General features: G+C 54.5%; 16 protein-coding genes. 6 read left to right on the top strand and 10 right to left on the bottom strand.

The features are described from left to right. Positions 1-227 precede the first annotated feature (227 nt). Positions 228-1,352 (top strand): cellulase family glycosylhydrolase, encoded by a 1,125-nt coding sequence (locus NHH03_RS02630; protein ID WP_253154186.1) that lies wholly within the window; start codon positions 228-230, stop codon positions 1,350-1,352. 121 nt (positions 1,353-1,473) lie between these two features. Here NHH03_RS02630 and NHH03_RS02625 read toward each other — a convergent pair whose 3' ends face one another. From NHH03_RS02625 to NHH03_RS02615, 3 genes are read right to left on the bottom strand one after another with little or no spacing between them, the layout of a single operon-like run. Beyond that, positions 1,474-2,223, bottom strand: a complete 750-nt coding sequence (locus NHH03_RS02625) for a sulfite exporter TauE/SafE family protein (protein WP_253154185.1) — start codon at positions 2,221-2,223, stop codon at positions 1,474-1,476. Beyond that, positions 2,220-3,539: an MFS transporter gene (locus NHH03_RS02620; RefSeq protein WP_253154184.1), complete on the bottom strand. Its 1,320-nt coding sequence runs from the start codon at positions 3,537-3,539 to the stop codon at positions 2,220-2,222. The genes NHH03_RS02625 and NHH03_RS02620 overlap by 4 nt, the downstream gene beginning before the upstream one ends. A gap of 24 nt (positions 3,540-3,563) precedes the next feature. After that, a complete protein-coding gene (locus NHH03_RS02615; RefSeq protein WP_253154183.1) occupies positions 3,564-4,568 on the bottom strand; it encodes a TauD/TfdA family dioxygenase in 1,005 nt (334 codons plus the stop codon). Between the two features lie 223 nt (positions 4,569-4,791). Here NHH03_RS02615 and NHH03_RS02610 point away from each other — a divergent pair, with 223 nt between their 5' ends. After that, positions 4,792-6,108, top strand: coding sequence for a Gfo/Idh/MocA family protein (locus tag NHH03_RS02610; protein ID WP_253154182.1), 1,317 nt, complete (start codon positions 4,792-4,794; stop codon positions 6,106-6,108). A gap of 59 nt (positions 6,109-6,167) precedes the next feature. Next, the gene (locus NHH03_RS02605) at positions 6,168-7,202 is read left to right on the top strand and encodes a Gfo/Idh/MocA family protein (RefSeq protein WP_253154181.1); all 1,035 of its coding nucleotides are present in this window, start codon (positions 6,168-6,170) and stop codon (positions 7,200-7,202) included. A 264-nt stretch (positions 7,203-7,466) separates the two neighbouring features. On the opposite strand, the gene NHH03_RS02600 is transcribed toward NHH03_RS02605, so the two are convergent. The 7 genes from NHH03_RS02600 to NHH03_RS02570 all read right to left on the bottom strand — a co-directional run bounded on the left by NHH03_RS02600 (position 7,467) and on the right by NHH03_RS02570 (position 20,200). After that, positions 7,467-8,819 (bottom strand): NRAMP family divalent metal transporter, encoded by a 1,353-nt coding sequence (locus tag NHH03_RS02600; protein ID WP_253154180.1) that lies wholly within the window; start codon positions 8,817-8,819, stop codon positions 7,467-7,469. 4 nt (positions 8,820-8,823) lie between these two features. Beyond that, a complete protein-coding gene (locus NHH03_RS02595) occupies positions 8,824-13,152 on the bottom strand; it encodes a tetratricopeptide repeat protein (RefSeq protein WP_253154179.1) in 4,329 nt (1,442 codons plus the stop codon). A 329-nt stretch (positions 13,153-13,481) separates the two neighbouring features. Then, positions 13,482-14,153, bottom strand: a complete 672-nt coding sequence (locus NHH03_RS02590) for an exosortase C-terminal domain/associated protein EpsI (RefSeq protein ID WP_253154178.1) — start codon at positions 14,151-14,153, stop codon at positions 13,482-13,484. A 10-nt stretch (positions 14,154-14,163) separates the two neighbouring features. Beyond that, positions 14,164-16,662, bottom strand: coding sequence for a polysaccharide biosynthesis tyrosine autokinase (locus tag NHH03_RS02585; RefSeq protein ID WP_253154177.1), 2,499 nt, complete (start codon positions 16,660-16,662; stop codon positions 14,164-14,166). A 9-nt stretch (positions 16,663-16,671) separates the two neighbouring features. Beyond that, on the bottom strand, positions 16,672-17,562 hold the full coding sequence (locus tag NHH03_RS02580) for an exosortase/archaeosortase family protein (protein ID WP_253154176.1): 891 nt from the start codon (positions 17,560-17,562) through the stop codon (positions 16,672-16,674). A gap of 323 nt (positions 17,563-17,885) precedes the next feature. Further along, positions 17,886-19,478 (bottom strand): glycosyl hydrolase, encoded by a 1,593-nt coding sequence (locus NHH03_RS02575; RefSeq protein WP_253154175.1) that lies wholly within the window; start codon positions 19,476-19,478, stop codon positions 17,886-17,888. A 14-nt stretch (positions 19,479-19,492) separates the two neighbouring features. Further along, positions 19,493-20,200, bottom strand: coding sequence for a phosphatase PAP2 family protein (locus NHH03_RS02570; RefSeq protein WP_253154174.1), 708 nt, complete (start codon positions 20,198-20,200; stop codon positions 19,493-19,495). 297 nt (positions 20,201-20,497) lie between these two features. Between NHH03_RS02570 and NHH03_RS02565 the strand changes: the two genes are divergently transcribed. Genes NHH03_RS02565 through cls form a run of 3 tightly spaced genes read left to right on the top strand, consistent with a single transcriptional unit; the run spans position 20,498 to position 23,701 of the window. Beyond that, positions 20,498-21,469, top strand: a complete 972-nt coding sequence (locus NHH03_RS02565; RefSeq protein WP_253154173.1) for a magnesium transporter CorA family protein — start codon at positions 20,498-20,500, stop codon at positions 21,467-21,469. Between the two features lies 1 nt (position 21,470). Continuing rightward, positions 21,471-22,253 carry an endonuclease/exonuclease/phosphatase family protein gene (locus NHH03_RS02560; RefSeq protein WP_253154172.1) on the top strand — a complete coding sequence of 261 codons (783 nt, stop codon included), beginning with the start codon at positions 21,471-21,473 and terminating at the stop codon, positions 22,251-22,253. After that, positions 22,250-23,701 carry a cardiolipin synthase gene (gene cls, locus NHH03_RS02555; RefSeq protein WP_253154171.1) on the top strand — a complete coding sequence of 484 codons (1,452 nt, stop codon included), beginning with the start codon at positions 22,250-22,252 and terminating at the stop codon, positions 23,699-23,701. Before NHH03_RS02560 ends, cls begins: the two co-directional genes overlap by 4 nt. The last annotated feature ends 8 nt before the right edge of the window (positions 23,702-23,709 follow it).

Below are 23,709 nucleotides of genomic sequence, written 5' to 3'. Positions count from 1 at the left end.
TTGTTCCCAACCCGAGCTGTCATGGCGTGTTGAGTTAATCCCGGTCAAACCTGTAGAGCCGCTTTTCGCTCCGCGAAAGCAAGGTCCAGTTTGGGACTTTCGCGGAGCGAAAGGCGACCATCGCTAAATCCCTCGCATTCGTGTCACGTTTGCAATAGAAACGAAACGAGAAAACACCTGATCAAGGTTCTGATGTGATCCCTTCATCTCGTATCCAGAGTCATTCGATGAACGTCCTGAACTTTGCTTTGGCATTGGCATTTTTATCCTTGGCATCGATTGGTTCGACGCTCGAGGCTGTGGAGCCATTGCCAATGATTCGTGTCAGTGATGACGGAAAGGGATTTGTGCAATCGGAATCTGGGCAACGCTTCATCGTCTGGGGCGTCAACTATGATCACGACAGTGATGGCCGGCTGTTGGACGAATACTGGATCGAGGAATGGGACACGGTGGTCCAGGACTTCGACGAAATGAAACAGTTGGGCGTGAATGTGGTTCGCGTGCATTTACAGTTCGGCAAATTCATGATCAAAGCCGACAAACCGAACCCGCTTGCACTGGGACAACTGGCAAAACTGGTCGAATTAGCGGAAGAAAAGCGGCTGTATTTGGACATCACCGGACTGGCGTGTTACCACAAACAGAATATTCCCGATTGGTACGTCGCGCTCGATGAAAGTCAGCGTTGGAGGACGCAAAGCGTTTTTTGGCAAGCGGTTGCCAAAGTCTGCGCGGGCAGCCCGGCCGTGTTCTGCTACGACCTGATGAATGAACCCGTCCTTCCTGGTAAAGAGGTGGAAACCGAATGGTTGGGTGGTGAATTAGGTGGCAAATTCTTTGTTCAACGACTTTCCCTGGATGCCAAGGGGCGCGACCGTCAGCAGATTGCGGCAGCATGGGTTCGACAGATGACCGATGCCATTCGCCGAGTGGACGCCGATCACATGATCACCGTTGGCGTGATCCCCTGGGTATTTGCATTTGGTGGGGGGAAACCACTGTTCTATTCTCCCGAAGTCGGTGAGCCGTTGGATTTTGTGGCTGTGCACTTCTACCCCGAAAAGGGAAAGATCGACGCGGCCGTTGAGGCACTCAAAAAATACGAAGTCGGCAAACCGTTAGTGATCGAAGAGATGTTCCCGCTAAAATCTGGCGTCGAGGGCATGCGAGAATTTGTAATTCGATCGGCTAGCCACGCCGATGGTTGGATCAGTTTCTATTGGGGCACACCCGCTGCGGAACTCAAACAGAAACCGAACGCAACCTTCTCCGATGCGTTTGTGGCAACTTGGTTGGAGATGTTTCAAACGATGGCCGAGGATGCAAAATCAGGAACTTTGGCGGACTAAAGTTTCAAAGCTGCCTTCATTGGCTGTGGTTTTCTGTAGCTGAAACCGCCGGGGTTCAGACCAACAGAAGCCTGGCGGAATCTGCGACGAGGATTGATGCAATTTTGGGGGGCGCGTCGGTTTAGGGAGCGCCGCGAATGACAAAATAGCACGCGATCGTGATCAAACAGGTTGCGACACACCGCTGGAACAACTGTGTCGACAAGCGGCGACTTGCTATGGCACCGATTTGGATGCCCACGATCGCAACGGGTGCCAACAGGGCAGCGTGCAACAAGATCGGCTGGTCGACATATCCACGAACGGCCAGACCCGCAACTCGGTAGATCGAGACGAACACGAGGAACTGGTTTAAGAACGATTTAAAACGGGCTTGTTCCCAGCCTTGACCGAGTGCAAAAGCGGCAATCGGTGGTCCGGCGATGCTGACAGCGCCGGCCAAAAAACCGCCGATTGCACCGGCCAACCAAGCTGAACCGTCACGCTTGGGTTCACTGCCGGCGGCCAGCCGCCGATTATGAAAGCTGATCCAGACCATCACCAGAATTGCGATGCCAGTGCCGCGCACCAAAAGGTCGCCTGAGAGCCCTTCGAAGGCAAATTGCCCGAGCGGCAAACAGATTGCCGCGCCGACGATTGCCCGCCACAACGACGGCCAATCCGCACCTTTGCGATAGGTCCAAGCCGCCATCAGCAACACCGGCACGCCCGCTGTTGAAATGATGATATGAGCTAGGTGTACGTCCAGCACCAGCGGTAGCAGGGTAACCGCCACAATTCCAAAACCGAACCCGATCGCACTATGGATGAATCCAGCGGCCAAGCCGATCGCTGCGATTTGAACAAGCAGCGTCAGGTCATCCATTATCATGCGTCGTCGATCAAATCACGTTGTTTGGTTTCAGGCAAAGTCAGCATAATGAAGATACCAAGCACAAACAGTGATGACATCCCGGTCACTGCATACGGAAGCGCCACGTCCTCCCGCCCTTTCAACCATCCTGAAAAGAGCAACACGGGGACAGCCATCAAACGGCCGCCGTTGAAACAAAAACTGGCTCCAGTCGCCCGAATATGCGTGGGAAACAGTTCGGGGAAATAGATTGCGTAACCCGAATGCATCCCCAGAGTTAAAAATCCAAAAACGGGCAAGATGTATAGCATTTGTGTGTAGGTCTGGGGCAGAAAGCAGACGACTGGAACGATCATCAAAGCCAGCGCGTGGAAACCGATGAAAGTAGGCTTGCGCCCAAACCGTGCGCACAGCGGGCCGAATGAAAGCAGGCCCAATCCCCCGCCGCCGGCCTGTAGAATTCCGTACGCAAATTTACTTTTGCTGCCGGCCTGTTCCGGGGTTGCACCCAACGAAAGCAGCAGCTCACGCACCAGGTCTTGACCGGCAACGGTGACCGACCAAAACGTCCCCAGTCCCACCGCGGCCAATAACATGCCGCGAATGGCCAATCCATTCCATTTTGGGTTCAACAGCAAATCTCGAAAGCTGCCCGATTTTCGGTTGATCGCGCTGGAGCGTGTTGCCTGCCATCGTTCCGGTTCCTTCACACTGGCGCGAACCCAAACGATTAGCAGCGCCGGCAGCACGCCCAACAAATACGCATAGCGCCAATTGGTCCCCACCAAGATGCCTGACAGTGCGGCCAACCACGTCCCCAAAATACTAGACGCATGAAAGATCCCGGCGGCGTGGGCGCGAGCACGTTTGGGAAACACTTCTGCGACCAAACTGGCCGCCACCGCCCATTCACCACCAATGCCCAATGCCACTAAAAAACGTAACACGCCGATGACATAGATGTCGTTGGCAAAGTAGGTCAAACCAGAAAACAGCGAATACATCAGGATCGTCGTGATCATTACCGGTCGTCGACCAATTCGATCCGCCAACGATCCGAAAAACAGACCACCGATGGTCCCACCAGCCAAGAAGATCGCCAGAAAGTTATCGCCCCATGTCTTTACGGCCGCTTCATCGCCATTCAATATCTCCAGCAGCATGTCGTTGCGAGTGATGTTGAAGATCTGGCCTTCGTAAACATCAAACAGCCACCCCGCGCATGCGATCACCAGAATCAACCATTGGTACCGAGTGACGCCTCGGTACCATGGTCCTTGGTTCTGAGCCACGTCTGGTCCGGGATTTCCCGATGAGTCGTTTGAATCGACCATGAAAGATATTTCCTGACTCGGGAATTAGGCGAAGCGGTGTGTCTGCATTTCAGCCAGCGAGGCAAGGACCTTGCGCGTGCCTTGGAACGGGCGCCGCGCATGCATGGCAACGGTATTGTCCAGCAACACAATGTCACCGGCTTGCCATTGATGGTCGTAGGCAAGTTCTTCGGCTAGTTCGACTGCAACATTCACCGCTTCGGCATCCAACTTGGAACCGTCGCCATGTCGAATCGCATCCGAGGGATCGTTTCGAGGGTCTTTCCAACCGCAATAAGCAGCGATCAGTTGATTGAAAAACGTTTTTTGACCTGGCGAAACCTCCATCACGGCGGGCAACTGGGGAGTCGTTGCTTTTAAACAGTCATCCGCGAGCCACTGGAACGTGTACCCCAGATCACTCAGCCGTTTTTCCGCAGCCGTCTTGGATTCGACTCCGAGCGTACTTTGCCAACTTCGCCCCATCCCAGATTTTGGATCGTCCACCCCCGGCATCACATTGGTGTAACGCAATCCGGTTTGTTCACATTTAGCGGCAAATTCAGGACACCTTTCTGACAGCTGCGTGAACAAAATATCGCTTCGGCACAACGGAGTCGCGCCACCGGATAGCGGTGCAATCTCACAGAAGAACAAAATGTATTTCGGATAGAGCGGCGTTTGCGCCATTTCGTGATGAAAGTAGATTTTGACTTCCGGCGGGGCTTCATTGGCGGAAAAAACACGTGGCGTACGATTGACACGTACCGCATTGGACAACGATTTTGCGTAGGGAAAATTGGCGATGTTCAGCGCAGCAATGAATTGGTCAAAGTCCTCTCCGGTCGGAGTCGGGAATCCGCGAAAGGCGACTGCTCCATGCCGGCTGGATTGGGCCAGAAACAGATCGCGATTATCGCTGACCCATTGAACCACTTCCTCCAACGACAAATCTGGATTCTCACATCCGTACGCATAGGGAAACAGCGAGTCACCATCGCTTCGCTGATGCTCAATCGAGGTGGGGACAATGCCGGGCAATGGTTTCATTGTGATTGCAACCAACCTAGGTGGGAAAGGGACTGACGGGATTCAAGCGCGGATCGCCAGTCTAGCGAACTGAACAGACATCATGTGACATGGGATTGTCGGAAGCGGAGTAAACACAACTCGGATGCGGTCTGGTAAATTGGTTCGGTAGATCACGTTCTCGCTGAAACTCAAGCGACTGCATGGTTGATCCTGTCGACCTCCCCACCCAAATCCGAATCTTATGTTTCAATCTCGGCGAACGTTTTTAGCACGCGGTGCGACTGGGGCTGCGGCCACCGTCGCTTGCTCCGCGACAAATCTGATTGCAGCAAAGAATGATCGGCCCACGTTAGGGTTGATCGGTGCGGGCTGGCAACCGGACACTCGGCGGCAAGGGCGTGGCATCGCAATCGGACGACAGGCCGCCGAACTGACGGACGTGTCGGTGATCTGTGAACTGGACAGCGTGGCCGCGGCATTTGCCAACAAGACTGTCAGTGGCGGTCGCGCCAAAATCGTTGATGACTACCGCACGGTGCTGGACGACCAAGCGATCAATGCTGTTTTGATCGCGACGCCCGACCATTGGCATGCAAAAATCGCGATCGAAGCCATGCGGGCTGGCAAAGACGTTTACTGCGAAAAACCGGTCGCGGTAACGATCCAAGAAGGACAGTGGCTGCGAAAGGTTGCCCAAGAAACCGGACGCGTCTTTCAAGTCGGTACTCAGCAACGAAGCGAATACGACCAACGGTTCTTGAAAGCGATTGCATTGGTTCGGAACGGTCGTGTCGGCAAATTGAATCGAATTCAGATCGGTTTGGGGCCGGGATGGAAAGGTGGTCCATTCCAAACCGAAGCGGCTCCCAAGACACTCAACTGGGAACGCTGGCTCGGTCCCGCGCCGATGACTGAATACATCAAACAGCGGACCCACCGAACATTTCGCTGGTGGTACGAATACGCCGGCGGCCAATTGTGTGACTGGGGGGCGCACCATGTTGACATCGCCCAATGGGCGATCGGTCAAGAAAACGGCGGTCCGCTGTCAGTCGGTGGCGCCGCCGAGATGAATCAGCCATTGATCGCAGGTATGCCGACCCGCAGCGATACCTACAACACGCCGGTCGAGTTTTCGGTCAAGTGCCAGTTTCCCGGTGAGGTAGAAATGGTGATCGATTCGTCTCGCAACGGAATCACTTTCGAAGGCGACCAAGGTCGTTTTTTTGTCAACCGCGGAACGTTGGAAGGAAAGCCGGTTGATGGTTTGCAAGATAATCCGCTTCCAGAAAATGCCATCGAAGACCTTTACCGTGGAAAGACTCCCACCACCCATATGCAGAATTTCGTTGATTCACTGGCGTCGCGAGAGTTACCGATCTCCGACATTGCGACTCATCACCGGATTTTGACAACTTGTCACCTAGCAAACCTCTCGTTGCGACTCGGGCGAACACTCCAGTGGGACGCCCAGGCCGAGCAGGTGGTCGGCGACGCAGAGGCCAACGGATTGATGGCACGCCGCTATCGTCGCGGTTATGAAATTCAAAACGTTTGAATCCGCTGCGGCGGTTGTCGGTTGCCGCACACAATCAAAGTCATGCAAATTGGAAAACAATGAATCAGGTTCGATACGGATTAATCGGTTTCGGCGCATGGGGAAAACACCATGCGGATGCGATTCGAAAAGCCGGGAATGCTCAGCTAGTCGGGATTGCCGCCCATAGTGATGCCACAGCGTCCCAGGCCACCGAAGCATACCCGGATGCGTTTGTGACCACGAACTACCAGGAACTTCTGTCCCGGTCCGACATGGACGTGATCGATGTAGTGGTGCCTAGCTATTTGCACCACGAAGTCGCAACGGCGGTGTTGAATTCGGGGAAACATCTGTTGTTGGAAAAACCGATGGGGATCACGCTCCAAGAATGTGATTCGATGATCCAACTCGCTGAAAATCAGAATCGTCTGCTATGTGTCGGTCACGAATTGCGTCTTTCATCGATGTGGGGGAAAGTCAAACAAATGATCGACGACGGCTACATCGGTGACCCACAGTATTGTTTGGTCGAATTGTCGCGGAATCCGTATCGACAGGGTGCAGGTGGCTGGCGTTACGACATCAACCGGGTCGGCAACTGGATCTTGGAAGAACCAATCCACTTTTTCGACTTGGCTCGCTGGTACCTGGAATCCGCCGGGCTTCCCGAGTCGGTTTATGCCACGGCCAATTCGCGTGATCCAGATCGCCCCGAGTTGCAAGATAACTTTAGCGCGATCGTACACTTCAGTGGGAATGCTTATGCCGTGGTTTCACAGACGTTGAGCGCCTTTGAGCACCATCAAACCGTCAAGGTCACTGGCAGTCAAGGCGCGCTTTGGGCTTCCTGGAGTGGGGCGATGGACCGAACGCGGCACCCAACCTACAAACTACGTGCATTCGACGGTGCGGAAGTGGTTGATGTTCCGATTGAAAAACCGACCGGAGAGCTGTTCGAATTAGAAGACCAGATCGAACGTGTTGCCGAAGCGGTCCAAGACGGACGGCCGCTGCACTGTACCGCCCAAGATGGTCGCTGGTCGGTCGCGATGTGTTTAGCCGCCTCGGAATCCGTGCACCGCCACGCCACCGTGCAAATCGATCAAAGCTAGACCCAATCGCACCTCCTGTTCAGCCGGTGTGGGCCAGCTGGCGATCTAAACAGAGAAGCTTTCAATCGTAGCTGATCCCGCCAGGGTTCAGTCGGTTTGTGGCTGTGGGAAATCTGAACCGTGGCCGGCCCAGCTACCGTTGAAAAAAACCCTTCCCCATTTAGGTCGCTCGTAGCTGATCCCGCCAGGGTTCAGTCGGTTTGTGGCTGTGGGAAATCTGAACCGTGGCCGGCCCAGCTACCGTTAAAAAACCCCTTTCCCCATTTAGGTCGCTCGTAGCTGATCCCGCCAGGGTTCAGTCGGTTTGTGGCTGTGGGGAATCTGAACCGTGGCCGGTCCCGCTACCACTGAAAAAACCCCTTTCCCCTTTTTGGCTGCGGTCGGTGGTGGGGACAGTTTTTGATACACCTTGTCGGCGGTTAAACCGGCCAATAGACAGGAAACCAGGAACCCAACCATGGCCAACACAAGGATCCAACGCGGGACCTTTCTTGCACCCGTCAATTCTTTGCGTGTGCCCAGATAGATTAACGCCGCAGCAAGCGCCGGGATTCCCAACACCGTGCAGGCCTGAGCGATCGTGATCAGGTGCACGGTGCTTCCCTCTTGGGCAACCGATGCGATTGCCACACCCATTCCAACCAACAATGCAGCCGTTGTGAGATGCAGCGGCCACTTGTCGTCCAGTTTCGATCCCTTGCCCAGTGAATCCGACATCACCGTTCCGCCAATCAAGGCGTTGACTAAAAACGAACTCAACCCACCGGCAAGGATCCCAATACAGAAAATGGCTTTGGCGGACGACCCGAACAATGGTTCGAGCTGCCGCGCGACATCGCCGACGGACAGCAGCGCGACTGCGTCTGGATTGCCATAAAAAACGCGCCAAGACGTCAACAAGATCATCGCGGTGACCATTCCCAACATAGAAATGCTGACGACTGAATCGATCACTCCCTGGCGAACTTGTCCCAGTCCCCAACCTTTTTCTTTGACCAGATAGGCTTGGTAGAACGCTCCCCCCACTGAAAACGTGGTCCCAATCATTCCCAACAACGCGAACCAGTCCGGCGGAGTGTCAGGAACCACTCGCTGAAAATCGGTTGGGCTGGAAAAGATCACGACAAAATTGAACAGAAACGCCAATGTCATCATACCGATCAACAACTTCATCAGTGATTCGACGCTGCCGTACAGGTTCTTCAACAGGTACAAGCTCGCGATGACCAGTCCGTTGACGACCAACAAGAACACGGTTCGCAACGGGAACGAGAGTGGTTGATCGCCGAACAGCGGCTCAATTCCGCCCAGCAAGGCGATGTTATTCGACGATTGAAAGAACGCAACGATGGTGAATAGGGTCAAACCGATCGCGACCGCGACGGGGCGCCCGAGTCGACTGGCCAGTTCGTCGCAGGGACTGTTTTCATAGACTGCCCCCAAACGCGCCGAAAGCGCGACCATCGCAATCATCAACACCGACGCCACGGCCACCACCGGCAACCCAAGCAATCCGAGCGAGGCACCCACTTTGGAGCTGGTCAGAATCGAACCGGGCCCCAGCACAACCGCCGCCACAATGATGGCTGGTCCAATGGCATTCAAAATCCGTTTCATGGGTTCATTGACGCTTTGTAAGCGAGTCGAATTGTGATCGTTCCAGGACGTGTAGATCAGATTTTTTGAGACCCTTGTTGATCGCCGATTGGAACATTTCATCAGCAACAGCCTGATTCCCTTGTTCCTTCGCAGCCCAAGCAAGGTGGAATAAGGTGATCGGATGAGGCTGCATCTTGTAGGCTTGATCAAAGTCTGCAAACGCCGCCGTTGGATCACCAAGTTTCAATTTGCAGACACCCCGTGTGTCCAGCAAAAACATTTGGGGGCCATGTGCGTCAATCAACTTGTTGCAGATTTCTATGCCGCGTGCGGGGTCTTTGCCAGTCAGTGCGAGCAATGATGCCAAGTTGTTGGCGGCGGCCAAATCGTTGCCATCATTTTTGACGATGCGTTGGTAAATTTCGATCGCTTGTTCATAGTCACCACGCGTCTCCAGCAAACGAGCCACGATCACAATCAGCGTCGCCTGTTGTTTGCGTTCGGACACCAATTCGCGGTAAACCGCTTCGATCCGCTCCAGGTCCGAGGCGATACAGTCTGCGGCCGCAAAAACCGACTCGGCAAACTGTACCAGTTCATCGTCGGTAGCGTTTGACGCTGATTTTTCAAACGCCGCCGTCGCCGCGCTGCACTGCCCGCGTTTGATCAATTCGTGAGCGTAGAACATTCCTGGGAATTCACTGCTCTGATTCAAATCCTTGGCCATCGCTTGCGCCGCGGCATCGAAACGTTTGGCCGTTTCGTTTTCCCCGGCCTCTACCAATCGGGTCGTCAACGTCGACAGAATTCGAAAACGACTTGAGAAACTTGCCGCGTCGGCGAACCATTTGGCCTCTTCAGAAAGTTCCTGCCGATCTTGATTGGGCGACACAGAAAGATCAGTGAGCAGCCGGTCAAATTGTTTGCGGCGAAACCGAACCTCGGCCAGTAATTCCGCAGTCTGCTCGTCTTTAACTCCTTGTTCGATCAGTCGGTTGACCCACAACTCGGCTTCGCCGCTGTAATCTGACCGCTCCATCTGTAGAAGTAGATTGGCGTACATTTTCAGGTGCGCCGGTTGACGGGCCGATTCATTGCCCAGCAACGGTAACATCGAACGAGTTCCCAGGGTCCATTGTCCGTTGGCAATCAACAAACGTCCGATCAGAAACTGATCACTCAGCGTCGGCGTCCAGCCCGATTTCTGCAGAGCTTGAAACATTGCCAATGGCCGCTCTGGATTTGATTCGCCCAGGAAATAGGCGTTGACGATTGCCAGCGCCCGCTTATCCTCCAACGACTCGGGATCTAGCTTCAGATTCTGTTGGATCAATCCAGTCGCGATCGAAAAATTCTCTTGTTGACCTGTTTCAGCCAGTTGAAGCGCCAATTGACGTTTCGCCCAAACCGCGACCTCCTTCTTTTGGTCGTCACTGTCAGTCGACAAAGACCGCAAAAATTCAGTTGACTCAGCCGCAGGACGCAACGTTTTGATCAGCGCAAACAGCTGTTCGAATTGCTTGACGGAGACCAATCGTTGTTGGTCAATCTTCTTCAGCACTCGTGCTGCGTCGTTGGTTTCTTCTAACTCTAAATAGCCTTGCGCAACGGCAATCAGACCGGCCTGATCGGTCGTCGGATCCAGGGTTTTCTCAAATCCATCGAGCGCTTGCTTGGCTTCCCCGAGCCGTGCATTTCGGTTTAGAAAACCGATCCAAGCGAGGCGAACGGAGTCATCGATTTGATCGTCTTGAAGCGCTCTCTGGTAGGCATCTTCGGCCTGTTGCATGTTTCCGTTGAGTTCACTCAAACGGGCCAACCAGACCCAGTCGCCGGTTTTTCCTGAATCGTTGGCCGCCTGCGCCGCGAGGCGTTCGGCGCGTTGCATTTCGGACATCTGCGCGCTGACTTCGGATGCGATCCGCGCCATATCCGAACTAAACGGTTGATTCCCGCTGCGTGATTGTCGGATCACTTGATCCGCTTCGCTAAACCGCTGATTGCTGGTCAATAATGACACCAAGCGGCGCACCAGTGTCGGTGTGCGCATCCCCAAATCGACGGCTTCTTTGTATTTGACGATGGCTCGTTCGACATCATTCTGACGGTCGTTGAGGTGTCCTGAAAGTGCTGGTATCGCAGCCATCGCTGGACGCAGCACCGCGGCTTCGGCCAAAAAAGTTTGGGCAGCATCGTTTTGTTGATCAGTCAACAATTCATCGCCGGCTTGCAACTCGATCAACAACGCCTGCCCATAATTCCAACGGGCCGTTTTGCCGGCGCGAGCAAGAATCTGATCCAGCGTCTCGCGCAGCGTGTCCACGTCCTTCGATCGATAGGCGATCTCCATCCGCTGATACTGAGCACTCAAGTCTGATGGTTGCTGGCTGATTTGGAAATCCACCAATTGACCGGCCAGTTCGTAATGCTGGCTCGAAATCAACAAGGGCACCATCACATGGCAGAGTTCCAACCGCTGTTGAGTGGTCCAATCAGGCGGGAATGTGCAGAGCGCAGTCAATTGATCTTGAACGTCGTTGTCAATCGCACCCTGGGTTAATACCAAGGCGGCCTCGGCATAACGTACCCGTGGGGTGCGTCCGATTTCTGCTACAGCCTGTTCAACAAGCTGTTTTGCGCTGTCCCACTGCCGACGACTGATAGCCAACAGCACCCGCGCCGACCAAACCGCGTCTGTACCGTTGGCCTCAGCAAGTGCCGCATCCGCCGCGTCAGCTTTTCCCTGAGCCAACAACATTTCGGCTCGCAGGATGGCAACCTCCGCCATCACATCACTGTTTTCGCCTTGTCGCTCGGTCAAGGTCTGCAAAATTTGTTCGACTTGCCGCCAGTCGCGTCGCGGTTCATCGCGGCCAAGGTTTTGTAGCAACAACAGCCGAGCAAAATTGAGCGGCGCTGCGATCGGCACACCGGGTCGCGCAGCAATCGACCGGTATTGCTGGACCGCTTCGTCAATCCGGCCAACCTGCAACAGTGCCGACGCCAATCGCTCGCGCCCCGGCAACCAAGTCGGATCATTTGAGATAATCCGTTGCAATGCGGCAATTTGAGCTTCATGTTCACCCAAAGCACCGTAGGTCGACGCCAGTTCCAAATCGACCAGACGCACCAGTTCAGCTTGTTCGATGACCTCCGATCGAACTTCCTCCAGTCGCTGCACTGCCTTTAGCCGTTCACCGCTGAGCGCCAACTGCCTGGCTTCGGCAAATTTCAACAACGGTTGCGAAAACCCAATCTGTTTCAATTTGGTGAGTTGCTCTTTTGCGCCCTCGGCATCTTGCCGATCGAGCAAGCTGTTGATCTTTTGCCAATACAGAGGCCCCGATTTCGGCATCCGCGCGAGCCCGGAATCCAGGTAATCGAGTGCCTGCTTTTGATACGACTGTTGTTTCGTTGGATCCTCACTGTTTTTTGCCAGCGAGTCGGCTGCGGCTGACGCGTAGCGATAAAAGTCGGCTTCCAGCGGATAGCGCTGGATACCAGACTCTGCAATCGTGATTGCACCCTGATAATCCTCACGCCGTCCCGCGACCAGAGATGCAAACCGCAATGCCTCGGCGCTCTGCTCGGAAAGCTCGATCGCACGCTCGGCATCACTTTGCGCACGTTGCAGATATTCCCCAAGGTTGTTTTTTTGGTCGTCGGTGGCGGAAAGCAAGCGGCCTTTGGTTTGCCCAATGTAGTACGACCCTCGAGCGATGTAGGCGCGCGCGTTGTCAGGATTCTGGCGAATCAAGTCATCGACCACTGCAACGGCTTCGTTTGGCTTGTTCAATCGATCGGCCAACAATCCAGCCAACTTGGCAAAGGTTGCGATGTCAGCGTCACCGGTTTCGATCGCCTTGGAATAAGACTGTTCTGCAGCGTCGTAATCCAAAATGCCGGTGTATGCATCACCTTGCAAGGAATACAGAACTGCGGATTGATCGCTTGATTCTTTCTGCAGTTTTGAAATCCGCTGGATCGCATCCTCGTAGCGACGAATGGGGATCGCCAACCGTGCCAATCGCATTTGGTTTTCTCGGTCTGCACTGTCCAGACGGTCGATCCGCAGTGAAGTCAGAAAAGCCGGCTCGATCTGGCCCAATGATTCTTGGGTCACGGCCAACTCATTCAAGATATCCAATCGATCCGGTTCGATCTGTAACGCTTGTTTCAAGAATCGTATCGACCCGGCAGGCGAACCTTCGTCGCGCGCCAAATGGGCTTGCCGAACCAAGAAATCAGTTTGTCGGCTGACTTGATAATGGTGGATAGCCGCGATGCCAAGACAAAGGGCAACTATCAAGACCAGGCCGATGATCAATACGCGTCGATTCAGTCGCCGCATCAGACTCTATGGGGGGGAAGAGCAGGGAGTTCGAATCTGCGGCAGAGCGAGCCGCAAAGTCGTGGACGTTTGTAGATTAGCAGATTTAGCGACGAAACACGGCGCCCCCTGACACGCCCAGGCGACTTATCTGACTGGCCTGGCAGGGCCCGCCCTGTCTGCGTTCATTCCGGCCATGCAGCTGGCGGCAGGGATTTGAAATTTCGCCTTCGCGTCAGGCAATGTTTTTGGGTTACCAAAAGGCGCTGGCTTCAAAACTCACGCGTCGGGTTGTGAGCAATGCCAGAGTTTCTCGCATCGAAAGCGACAAAGTCGCTCTTTGGCGCTGCCTAGATGGATGCTGGTCTCGACGCTGTCGCATTCCAACCGATCAATCCGGCCAGTAGGGGGCGAACCGTTTCAAACCCTTCGTCGATCGACGGAGCGGCCGTTTGCACCAAGAATTTTGTCACCGGAGGCCAGGTGTGCCGTGAAAGCAATTGCATCTGGACGGCCCGGGCGCCTCGATCGGTGGTGAAGTGGAATTCCCCAATTTCGTAGGTGAAGGCGACAACCACACGCACTTTTTCGCGTGAAAGTAGCAGCAATTGGACGGGCACCAATCCAACCTCGGGGACATCCAACTCGATCAGTTTTTCATCGACTGCCGTCCATCCTGTGTTGCGATAGCAAACCGTCGGATGGTGCGGGCAGACTTCGGCGACGTAATCTGGATTGTCCCAGACCGCAGTGTGCACATACGCAATTCGTCCCGCATCGTCAGTGAACTGCACACTCGCCACGTCCAGCGCGTCGAGTACCTCATACTCTTGGTCCGTGAGCGCTAGTTCGGTTCCGTGCCAACCGCCGATTTCGGCGGGCAGTTCGGCGAAACTGACTTGAGGCGCCGCGATGACCGGTGCTGCGCCGATGCCGTACCAAGACAAACCCAGCGTAAAACAACCGACCAAGGTCAAACTGATCAATCCGATCCAAGATCGACTGAGGGGTGAAAGATTCATCGGAGACCGATCAACTGTAATCGTAGTAAGTTGCGTCGGATGATTTACCGCTGCATTTGTTGACCACCACGCCCATGATTGGTGTGCCGTGAGCTTTGAGCGTTTCTGCAGCCGCAGCAACCTGTGGCGTTCGGCTACGATCTCGCATCACTGCCAACACACACCCATCGACGTGTTCGCCGATCACTCGCGAATCGACCACGGGCAGAATCGGAGGGGTATCGACGATCACAAAATCAAAATGGATGCGCAACTCATCGAACAATTGCGGCAGCGTGTTTTGTGCGGCCGCAGCGAGGTTGAGGTCCTTGCATGATCCAGCCGTCATGAAGAATTTGGAATCGCTGTGTTTGCGAATGCATTTTTTCCATGAAACGCCATCACCGACGATATCGGAAACACCCAGTCCGGCGTCGATTCCCAAATCACGGTGCAAGGTTGGACGGCGGAGATCAAAGTCGACGATCAGTGTTCGGTATTTGGCATCGGCCAACCCACGCCACAAGCTATTTGAAAGCGTGCTTTTGCCTTCGCCCGACACCGCGCTACTGACCATGATGATATTTGCATCATCAAACTTGGCCTTGTTGACCAGGATTGCGACAATCGAACCGACAGAATTTCCGAAGGCTCCGTCGACAATTCGATTCGATTCAAATTGGCGTGCCAAATTACGTTCATTGGGGACACTGCCCAACAGTGGCACCGACAGCTCACGTGAAATCGAATCCGAACCGTTGACCAATTTGCTGCGGGCGTCGTAACCGACAAACGCCAACAGGGGAATGCACAGTCCGGCAAACGCAGCCATCCCGGTCGCCAAGAAACGTTTCTTGGAACCGCCGTCACTGATTTTGGACGACTCGGAGATCACAGACACTCGCGACCCGGTTTTCAGCTCAATCCGAGTCCGCTCGATTTCACTGGACAATCGTGCCAACACATCATCTAGCGATGCGATCTCGGCACGCATCATTTCGACATCGACGGATGAGCGGCCCAATTTCTTGGCTTCGGCACCCAATTCTTTCAAGTCGTTTTCGATGCGTTTGGTCTGTTGCTGTAGCACACCAACGCCGATCTCACGATTCGCCATCAATTGTTTCTGGGCTTTGATTTGCTGTTCGATTTCGGCAATCTTGATGGCGATCTGTCGTTGCTCGACCGTCAAATCGGCGTAAACGTCCATCTCGCCCGACTGTAGCTGCTTAATTTTTTCCGCTTGTGCAATACGAACAATCTCTTCCTTGCGGCGCTGGATTTCGCTCTTCAGTCGTTGCAGTTGGGCACGGCGATGACGAATCATGCCTTCCCCGAATTCGGATTTGTAAAGCTCAATTTCGTCGTACAACCTGCGGCCCTCGCCGTAGAGTCGTTGATAGATTGCGTCTGCGGAGACGACGGCGGTGATTTCGACATCGGTCAACTCATAGCCGTCTGGCAATTCTTCACTATCTGCCGACAGCTCTTGATCGTTGGCAGATGCATTGGCTGCCAAAGGCTGGGATGATGTTGCCACCACGGTTTTCTCGCCGTCGCCGGACTCGCTGGTTGCGGGCTGCTCGGCCTTTGATTTTTCGAGTGCCGCGACCAATTCCGTTCGTGTGACTTCAAGTTTCTCCAGCACTTTTCCGAAGGCTTCCAACTCGCCTTGGCCACGCATCAAATCAAATTCGACTTTGCCTAACTCCGATTGGATTTGGCCGTAGCGTTGGATCGACATCTGTTGGGCGATGCTTAGTGATTCGCTATCGCTGGTTCCCAATGTGTCCGCCAATTTTCGAATGTCGGCGCGTTTGTCGCGAACCTTGCTTTCCGTTTCTGAGAACACCCGTTCCAGATTATCCAGACGCAGACGTCGCTCGTTGACCTCATCGAGCACCGCTTCGTTCATGTAGGCGTCGACGATTGCGTCCAATACCGCCAGCGATGCCGCGGCATCGCCGGATTCGAACGTAATCGACATCACTTCGCTGCGGCCCGGAAAGTCGACCGTTAAACCATCTTTCATCCATTCGCTTGGATCCGGATTGGTTTTGATAATTTCCAGCGATTTGACGCGATCATCCGACAGGGCTTTGTTTAGAACGAATGGCGTTTTAATCAGCTGGCTTTGAGTGCTCTTGTATAGGTCGAACGAGCCACGGCCGCCGCCACTGCGGTCGGCTGTTTGAAACGCCAGTGGAGCATCAACGGCATCGATTCGTAGAAAGGCGACGGCGGCAAATTTCGGTTGCAGGGCGAACCAAGCTGCAGCGGCCAAAACCGGCGCGATCAATACACCACACAGACAAGCAATCGGCCAGCGACGGCGAACCGAATGGCCGATCACCGATGGATCAAAATGAGGCTCATCGTCATCGCCACCGCGAGGTGGCAGTCCCGAACCACCGATCGGGCTCGATTGAGTTTCGACGATCCCAGCCCGTCGGACCCGCGCCGGCCGAGGACCGCTCAGCGACGTTTCTTCGTCGTGAGACTCAGTTTGATTTTGTTCAATACATTCCATCGGAGGGTCCTATAGAACTGCCCGCGCCGCAGGGCTGGGGCGGGCGGGTTGTGAAGGAGCAAGCAAAGCATCCATGAATTTCAACAACAACCAAATCAGAGCGATTGCAACCAGGATCATCGCCATGCCGGCAATGTCGTGGACGCCATGCTCCCACGTCGGTTGATATTGTGCTGTCGCGGCAACCAATGCAATTCGTCCGGCATTGATCAGTATCGCGATGGGAATAATGGAAGCAAACAGAAAGAATTTCTCGGTCGGTCCGCGATCGATAAACATCGCGATTGCTGAAACCAATGCCGCCAGCGAAACCAAGATTCGTAACCCCGAACAGGCTTCGGCGACCCCCACTTCTGTATCCGGCAGCAAGATCACGTTGCCACGCGAAGCCGCGGGAATCCCAGTGGTCTGTAATGCGAATACGCTGACCGATGTAGCGGTTTGTTGCAACCGGTCGCGCAGGGGGCCAATGATCTGACCGGGAATCGGAATCATGAACAGCAGGAATAAAAATGCCGGGAACAACCGCCGGAAAGCCGACACGCCGCACCACACCAGCACGGCCCCGGCCAGCAAAACAATCAACGAAAAAAGCTCCACCGCCAAGATTCGCAGGTACATGCCGGCCCCGTGCAGAATCGCCGACAAAACGATCAATCCGATTCCTAACGCGACCGCTCCGCCCGACTGGTTGCGAAACACTTGTGCGCTGATCGCAGGCCACTTCTGCCAACAGTAAACCAAGGCAACCAGCGGCACGATGAATCCGTGGGAATAATCCAGGTCGGACGACCAAGCATGCATGGCCTGGCCGAGCGTCGATGCATACGTCGCCAGAACGATGACACTTGCCGCCAGCACCAAACCCACGAGCGTCAATGAACGCTGTTCAGGCATCATGCTGTTCCGTTCAGTAGTGGCCCGTTGAAACATATTTCTCGCTGGCTCAGGATCCGTTGCTCGCCAATCCGCAAACTTGCGGGCAACACTGAATCGCTTCCGATCAGGGCGATTGTTGCGTTGGTCGGGGTGAAATAAAAGCGATCAAATGTCTATTGGGGTCACACAACCATTGAAGCCCAAGCTGAGTGAAAGATTTCACCCTACGCAACCGGATCGATTTTGCGGACGGTTAGTTCTTGGTGACCGGCGACCCAACGCTGTCGACAGATCGCTGAGACGTTCTTTGGGCAGGCTAGCAACTGCGTCTCACCGCGTTGTGGTCAACCACTGACCAAGTGTTCGTCGGTCTGTTGGGGTGACACCAGACGCTGCAGAGTGACCTCGCCCACACGAACCATTGCCGTTTCCAAATAGATTCCCAGTCTGCCTTTGCCGAAACTTTGATCCGCCAGCGAGAGCACCACACGGCCGTCAATCGACAGCTCGACGTAGCTGCCAAAGACAATCAATTGAATCTCTGCTTGCGGACCGCAATCCGAATACCAGTAGCCCGACTGTAGCGATCGAAATTGCATCATGTTTTCCCCGCTGCCGGCTTCACCGGTCCCCCAGGCACGCAATTGGGCCACCCCCTTCAACAAATCCAGTGACAGGTAGTAGCCATCGCGTGTTTCCGGATCCATCCGAAACACGACCCCACATTTGCCGATGCCTTGCATTTCCAATTTGGCCGCAAAACAGAAATGGTCCAAGGTTTCATCGAACAGGAAAATTTGAAAGCCACACTCACTTGCCAATTCCAAGTGCGAGTTGGCCGCTTGGCAGATGTCGACCTGTGGCGTCACATCATCGATCAAACTGTGAATACACCGTGCGTCCAAAGTTTCCGACACGCAGTCTTGGATGCCTTCAAAACTAACGGCCCGCAGCAATCCAGATTCGGTTCGCACCAATCGTTTGGGCGGGGGCATCATATTGTCGGCGGTGCGGTCGTCGAGATCCATCGAAAAGAAGTTCCACAACAGCCAGCCCTTGTCGTCTTTGCAGACCCGGCCGGCATAATTGCCTTGGGCCAACAGCACGTTGTCTTGGTAGCTGCTCCATTGGTTGCCGATGGAATCGGTGTGCCAATAACGGATCTTGGCGTCTTCGCGAATGCTGCCGATCAGGTAGTGGTCCTGTTCGATTTTGATCAAATTGGGGACTTCGACGTCGTCATAGAGACGCGGATGATGCAGAGCCGGCAGCGCTTGAAAATGGTGTGGCGAGACCTCCTTCATCAACGCGACACAGCCACGGCGTACGATTGGGCCTCGATTGATGCGGCCCGCCGCTAACAGCCAACCGTCGGTGCCGTCATGATAGAAGAATGGGTCGCGGAAGCTGACCCAGTTGCGGCCTTCGTCCAACGACGCTTCGTAGTACTGCGGATCTGGCTCGAGCGGGAAACAGCTGTCAGGATCAATCATTGCGTGCCGACTATCGGCCTGATCCGAACGACTTTGGCGCACCGCCTGACGAACCCGTTGCGGGTCCTGACGGCCGCGATGATCTTCCCAGTTTACGGGGGCTTTGTGCCAATGAAATAGATCCCGGCTAGTCGCCAGCCCCAGGCGTTGGTATTTGCCCCGGTCGCGGCGGGAGAGTCCGGTGTAGAACATTCGCCATTGTCCGCTTTGATACGGATCCGGCGAAATGTGCATCGTCCACAGCATCAAATCGTCCCAGCTGCCGGGATCACCGATGAACAAGGCATTGTTGACGCGACGCCAATTCAATGCATCGGTACTCACCGCGTGCGCGATGAAATCGTGATTGGGCAAAACCAAATGAAACAGGTGATACAACCCGTCATGAAACAGCACGTCGACGTCGCCAATCGCTTTCCGGCTACCAGCGGTTTCAGCAAACATTCAACATCCAGGGTTTAAACAGTTTGACGAGCAATCAACCAACAACCGATGGCCCAGACCAGTCCGGCAGCCCATCCGGCCAACACATCGGTCGGGTAGTGTACTCCCATGTAAACACGACTGACCCCAATCAGTCCTGTGATCACAATTGCGAGTGTCAAAACATAAAACCGCAACCAAAACCGCTGCAGGACGGGTGCGATCAAGGCCCCCAAGGTTAAATACACCAAGGCCGACATCATCGAATGGCCACTCGGGAAACTGCTGGTATAGACCTGGTCCAGATGCGGCACCACGTCAGGGCGTGGACGCGAAAAAAAATGTTTGAGCAACATGCTGGCGGTGATGCCGGTCGTCGTCGAAAGCACCAACACAACCATCGTCCGGTAAGACCGATTGACGACCAGAAAGCCCGCCGACGCAATGATCACCAAGGTCAGGACCGCTACCCCGCCAAGCGCCGTCAGGTCACGCCCGATCGAAGCCATCCAGGGCGGTCCGATCGGCCGCGAAGGCTCGTCCGGGTCACGCATTTTTTCCACCGCCCAGCGATCAAAGTCTCCGGTGCTGCCCTCGATCACTTCGTCGGCCAGTTCGATAAAACCCCAGGTCCCCAAAACCACGACCAACAATCCGGCCATCATGATCGGTTCACGCCCACGCAAGAACCGAATCGAGACGGAAATCCAGTCCCGTAACTTTTGAAACGAATGCGAGGTCATTGGGCGGTGAGTTCCTTTCAGTTTCGAAAACCAATCGTTCTGACGACGTCACAGCGCAGACGATAGCCACACGAGACACCCTGTCGTGGGATATTGAGCGCGGAAAACCAACGCCAGCGGCTAAGTTTAGCGGAATGGTAGCCAACGCGGTGAGCCGCGCGATCGTTGACCGCCAACAATGTTCGTTTCGTCCCGCCGCGCCATCACACTCCGGCGCTACACTACGACAGCAGCGGCCCAGGCAGTAAGATTCCCTAGGGCAAGCCCGTCAACATTGCGAATCTGAATCCAGCACCCATGATTGTTCATGCTTTCGAAATCGACACGTCACTCCAGTTGGTTCCGATTGACCCACAACAAGCCGTCACCGCCAGCCAGAACTCGGATGCCCGAGTTTGGATCGACCTGCATGATCCAGATACGTCAGAACTGAATCCCTGGTTAGAAAAGTTATCTCTGACGGCGATGTCCAAACGGCTATTGCGAGACGCCCGTCACCACACCGGGTTCTATCCACTGAACCATGAAACGCTATTGGTGATTCCATTTCTACACATTGGAAAGACGGGATTGCGTGAAGCGAGACACCTGTTCGTGTTGTGCCGCGACAATCTGTTACTGACGATCCACGAAGCTTCGCTGCTGACACCACAGCGTAGCATTGAAATCCGCAAGTCCGGCGAGTGGTTAGCGGATCGCAGTATTTCGGCGCTCCTGTCAGCACTGATGATCGAGCTGTCATTGGACTGTTTGGCAAACATGGCAGCGATCCGCAGTCTGATCGTCGTCCTGGAAGAAAAGATGGATCGAGAACCCGATTTAGTGGACGCCGACGAAATCGTCGACATGCGGACCGAATTGCGGGTCCTGGACACAGTGGTCAGTGAACAACTTCCGTCGTTGGAATCATTGCGGACAATTGAAGAATCCTTTTTTGCCAACAAGGACTCGGCATTGCACATGCACTGCGCGCTGGCGAACCTGCAAGCCGCCGATCGTTCCATCGATCGATTGGATCGACGAATTGGTGATCTGCGTGCCGGGTTTCAGATGTTTGCGCAAGACAAGACGAATCACCGGTTAGGATTGTTAACGATCCTATCAGCGATTTTTATGCCGATCACCTTGCTGGCTGGCATCTGGGGCATGAATTTCCAGGACATGCCTGAACTAGATTCGCCGATGGGCTACCCACTGGCAATCGGAATGATGGTGATGATTCCCGCGTTGATGCTGTACTATTTCTATCGCAATGGCTGGTTCGAATAGCATGGCTGAGAAAACAATCGACTCAGACCAACGCGAAAACGAGTCAGTGTTTCGGGTCGTTACCTACAACATTCATAAAGGCATTGGTGGCATTGATCGCCGCTATCGTCCACAGCGGATCATCGATGCGCTTGCGCACTGCGAAGCAGACATCGTGCTGATGCAAGAGGTCGACGACAACGTTCCTCGATCTAAATTTGACTATCAAGTCGAATTGTTTTCGGATGCATTGGGAATGAAACACCATGCCTTTCGGCGGACCGTGCAATTGAAACAAGGGCATTACGGAAACGCCATCCTGAGCCGGTTTCCGATCTCCGAAGTATTCGACGTCGATTTGACGATTCCGTTCAAAAAATCTCGACGCGCTTTGTTGGCCCACTGCAAATTGCGGCACCTGGGGCATGAGCGAACCCTGTGGATTGCCAATGTGCATCTGGGATTAGCCGGATTTGAACGCAAAATTCAACTGCGTCGACTGTTGCAAAACGATCTGCTACGCCGGACGCATCGAAAGACGCCACTAGTGATTGCCGGTGACTTCAACGATGTTTGGGGTTCGCTGGGCAAACAGATCATGCATCCGGCGGAATTTGCGATTGCTGGGCCAAGGATCAAAACGTTCCCAGCCGCCGTCCCGGTGCGTGGTTTGGACCGCGTGTTCTATCGCGGCGATCTGCAGGTCGATCACGCTTTCTCATGCCGCACGGAAATCTCGCGTCAGGCATCGGATCACCTGCCATTGGTCGTCGACTTTCGTTTGCTGACCGAACCACACGAGTGAGTGTCTTGATCTCCGACGCCTCCCTACTGCTCGCACTGCATCTCTCAATTTTGATCGCTGTGATCTTGAGAGTCCTCTTGCGAGAACACCGTGAACCGGCATCCCGAATCGCCTGGATCGCGGTTGTCTGCGCGGTGCCGATCGGCGGGATTGTTGCCTATTTGTTTCTCGGCGAAGTCAATTTGGGACGGCATCGCAAACATCGTCTGCGGCAGCTTTCATCAGCATTGTCTTCACGGGGGGCCGTGCCGGAGAACCCCAATCCGTCGATGCAGGTAATTCCCCGCGATTACCAGCCGTCGTTTGCCGTCGGCCAATCAATCAGTGGATTCGCTCCGGTCACCGGGAACCAAGCAACATTGATGTCCGATTCGAACGTGACCATTGACACGATGGTTGCCGACATTGATGCCGCCAAGCATCATGTCCATCTGATCTTTTACATTTGGCTGGCAGATCGAAACGGGTCCAAAATTGTGGAAGCCTTGCAGCGTGCGGCGAAACGCGGCGTTCGCTGTCGCGCAATGGCCGACGGGTTGGGCTCACGTGGGATCATCAATTCGGTGCACTGGAAATCAATGCGCGATGCCGGCGTGCAATTGTCGATCGCTCTGCCGATCAATCGACCGCTACTGCGCGCTTTCTTTCGTCGTATCGATTTGCGCAACCACCGTAAACTGCTGGTCATTGATAGCCGGATCGCTTATTGCGGTAGCCAGAACTGCGCCGATCCGGAGTTCTTGATCAAACCCAAATACGCGCCTTGGGTCGACATCGTGCTGCGATTTGAAGGGCCGATCGCACAGCAAAATCAATGGTTGTTTGCCTATGATTGGATGACCAGCGTCAATGAAGACCTGCACGCGTTGCTGGTCTCACCGGTGCCATCACAGGAAGGCGGGTTTCCCGCACAAGTGGTTGCCACGGGTCCCGACGTTCGTTGCTCGGCGATGCCCGAGATGTTTGTCTCGCTGATATACTCCGCTCGCGATGAACTGGTGATTTCCACGCCCTATTTCGTGCCCACCGAATCATTGCAAGCTGCGTTATGCTCGGCGGCCTATCGCGGCGTGGACACGAAAATTGTATTCCCGGCACGCAACGATTCCAGGATTGTGGCGGCAGCGAGCCGCAGTTACTACGCTGATCTGTTAGCCGCGGGCGTGAAAATCCATGAGTATTCTGGGGGCCTGTTGCATGCCAAAACGTTGACGATCGATGGGGCGGTCAGCATGATCGGATCAGCAAACATGGATCGTCGAAGTTTTGAATTGAATTATGAAAACAATGTCTTGTTGGCGGATGACGAAATGACCGGCCAGATTCGCCAACGTCAACAGACGTATTTGGACAGTTCGACACAGGTGACGTCGCAAGAAGTTGCCCAATGGTCGTTTTCGCGACGGATCTGGAACAACACGATCGCGATGTTAGGGCCGGTTTTGTGATCGCATCC

Source organism: Stieleria tagensis, assembly GCF_024129865.1.
GTDB classification, from domain to species: Bacteria; Planctomycetota; Planctomycetia; order Pirellulales; family Pirellulaceae; genus Stieleria; species Stieleria tagensis.
Note: the sequence above shows the minus strand (reverse complement) of the source record. Positions and strands in the feature narration are given on the sequence as shown.

Bases quoted from the DNA above. Each gene is read 5' to 3' on its own strand.
- NHH03_RS02630 (WP_253154186.1), top strand. From the start codon at position 228: ATGAACGTCCTGAACTTTGCTTTGGCATTGGCATTTTTATCCTTGGCA.
- NHH03_RS02585 (WP_253154177.1), bottom strand. From the start codon at position 16,662: ATGGAATGTATTGAACAAAATCAAACTGAGTCTCACGACGAAGAAACG.
- NHH03_RS02600 (WP_253154180.1), bottom strand. From the start codon at position 8,819: ATGAAACGGATTTTGAATGCCATTGGACCAGCCATCATTGTGGCGGCG.
- NHH03_RS02625 (WP_253154185.1), bottom strand. From the start codon at position 2,223: ATGATAATGGATGACCTGACGCTGCTTGTTCAAATCGCAGCGATCGGC.
- NHH03_RS02570 (WP_253154174.1), bottom strand. From the start codon at position 20,200: ATGACCTCGCATTCGTTTCAAAAGTTACGGGACTGGATTTCCGTCTCG.
- NHH03_RS02575 (WP_253154175.1), bottom strand. From the start codon at position 19,478: ATGTTTGCTGAAACCGCTGGTAGCCGGAAAGCGATTGGCGACGTCGAC.
- NHH03_RS02580 (WP_253154176.1), bottom strand. From the start codon at position 17,562: ATGATGCCTGAACAGCGTTCATTGACGCTCGTGGGTTTGGTGCTGGCG.
- NHH03_RS02595 (WP_253154179.1), bottom strand. From the start codon at position 13,152: ATGCGGCGACTGAATCGACGCGTATTGATCATCGGCCTGGTCTTGATA.
- NHH03_RS02605 (WP_253154181.1), top strand. From the start codon at position 6,168: ATGAATCAGGTTCGATACGGATTAATCGGTTTCGGCGCATGGGGAAAA.
- NHH03_RS02620 (WP_253154184.1), bottom strand. From the start codon at position 3,539: ATGGTCGATTCAAACGACTCATCGGGAAATCCCGGACCAGACGTGGCT.
- NHH03_RS02560 (WP_253154172.1), top strand. From the start codon at position 21,471: ATGGCTGAGAAAACAATCGACTCAGACCAACGCGAAAACGAGTCAGTG.
- NHH03_RS02615 (WP_253154183.1), bottom strand. From the start codon at position 4,568: ATGAAACCATTGCCCGGCATTGTCCCCACCTCGATTGAGCATCAGCGA.
- NHH03_RS02590 (WP_253154178.1), bottom strand. From the start codon at position 14,153: ATGAATCTTTCACCCCTCAGTCGATCTTGGATCGGATTGATCAGTTTG.
- NHH03_RS02610 (WP_253154182.1), top strand. From the start codon at position 4,792: ATGTTTCAATCTCGGCGAACGTTTTTAGCACGCGGTGCGACTGGGGCT.
- NHH03_RS02565 (WP_253154173.1), top strand. From the start codon at position 20,498: ATGATTGTTCATGCTTTCGAAATCGACACGTCACTCCAGTTGGTTCCG.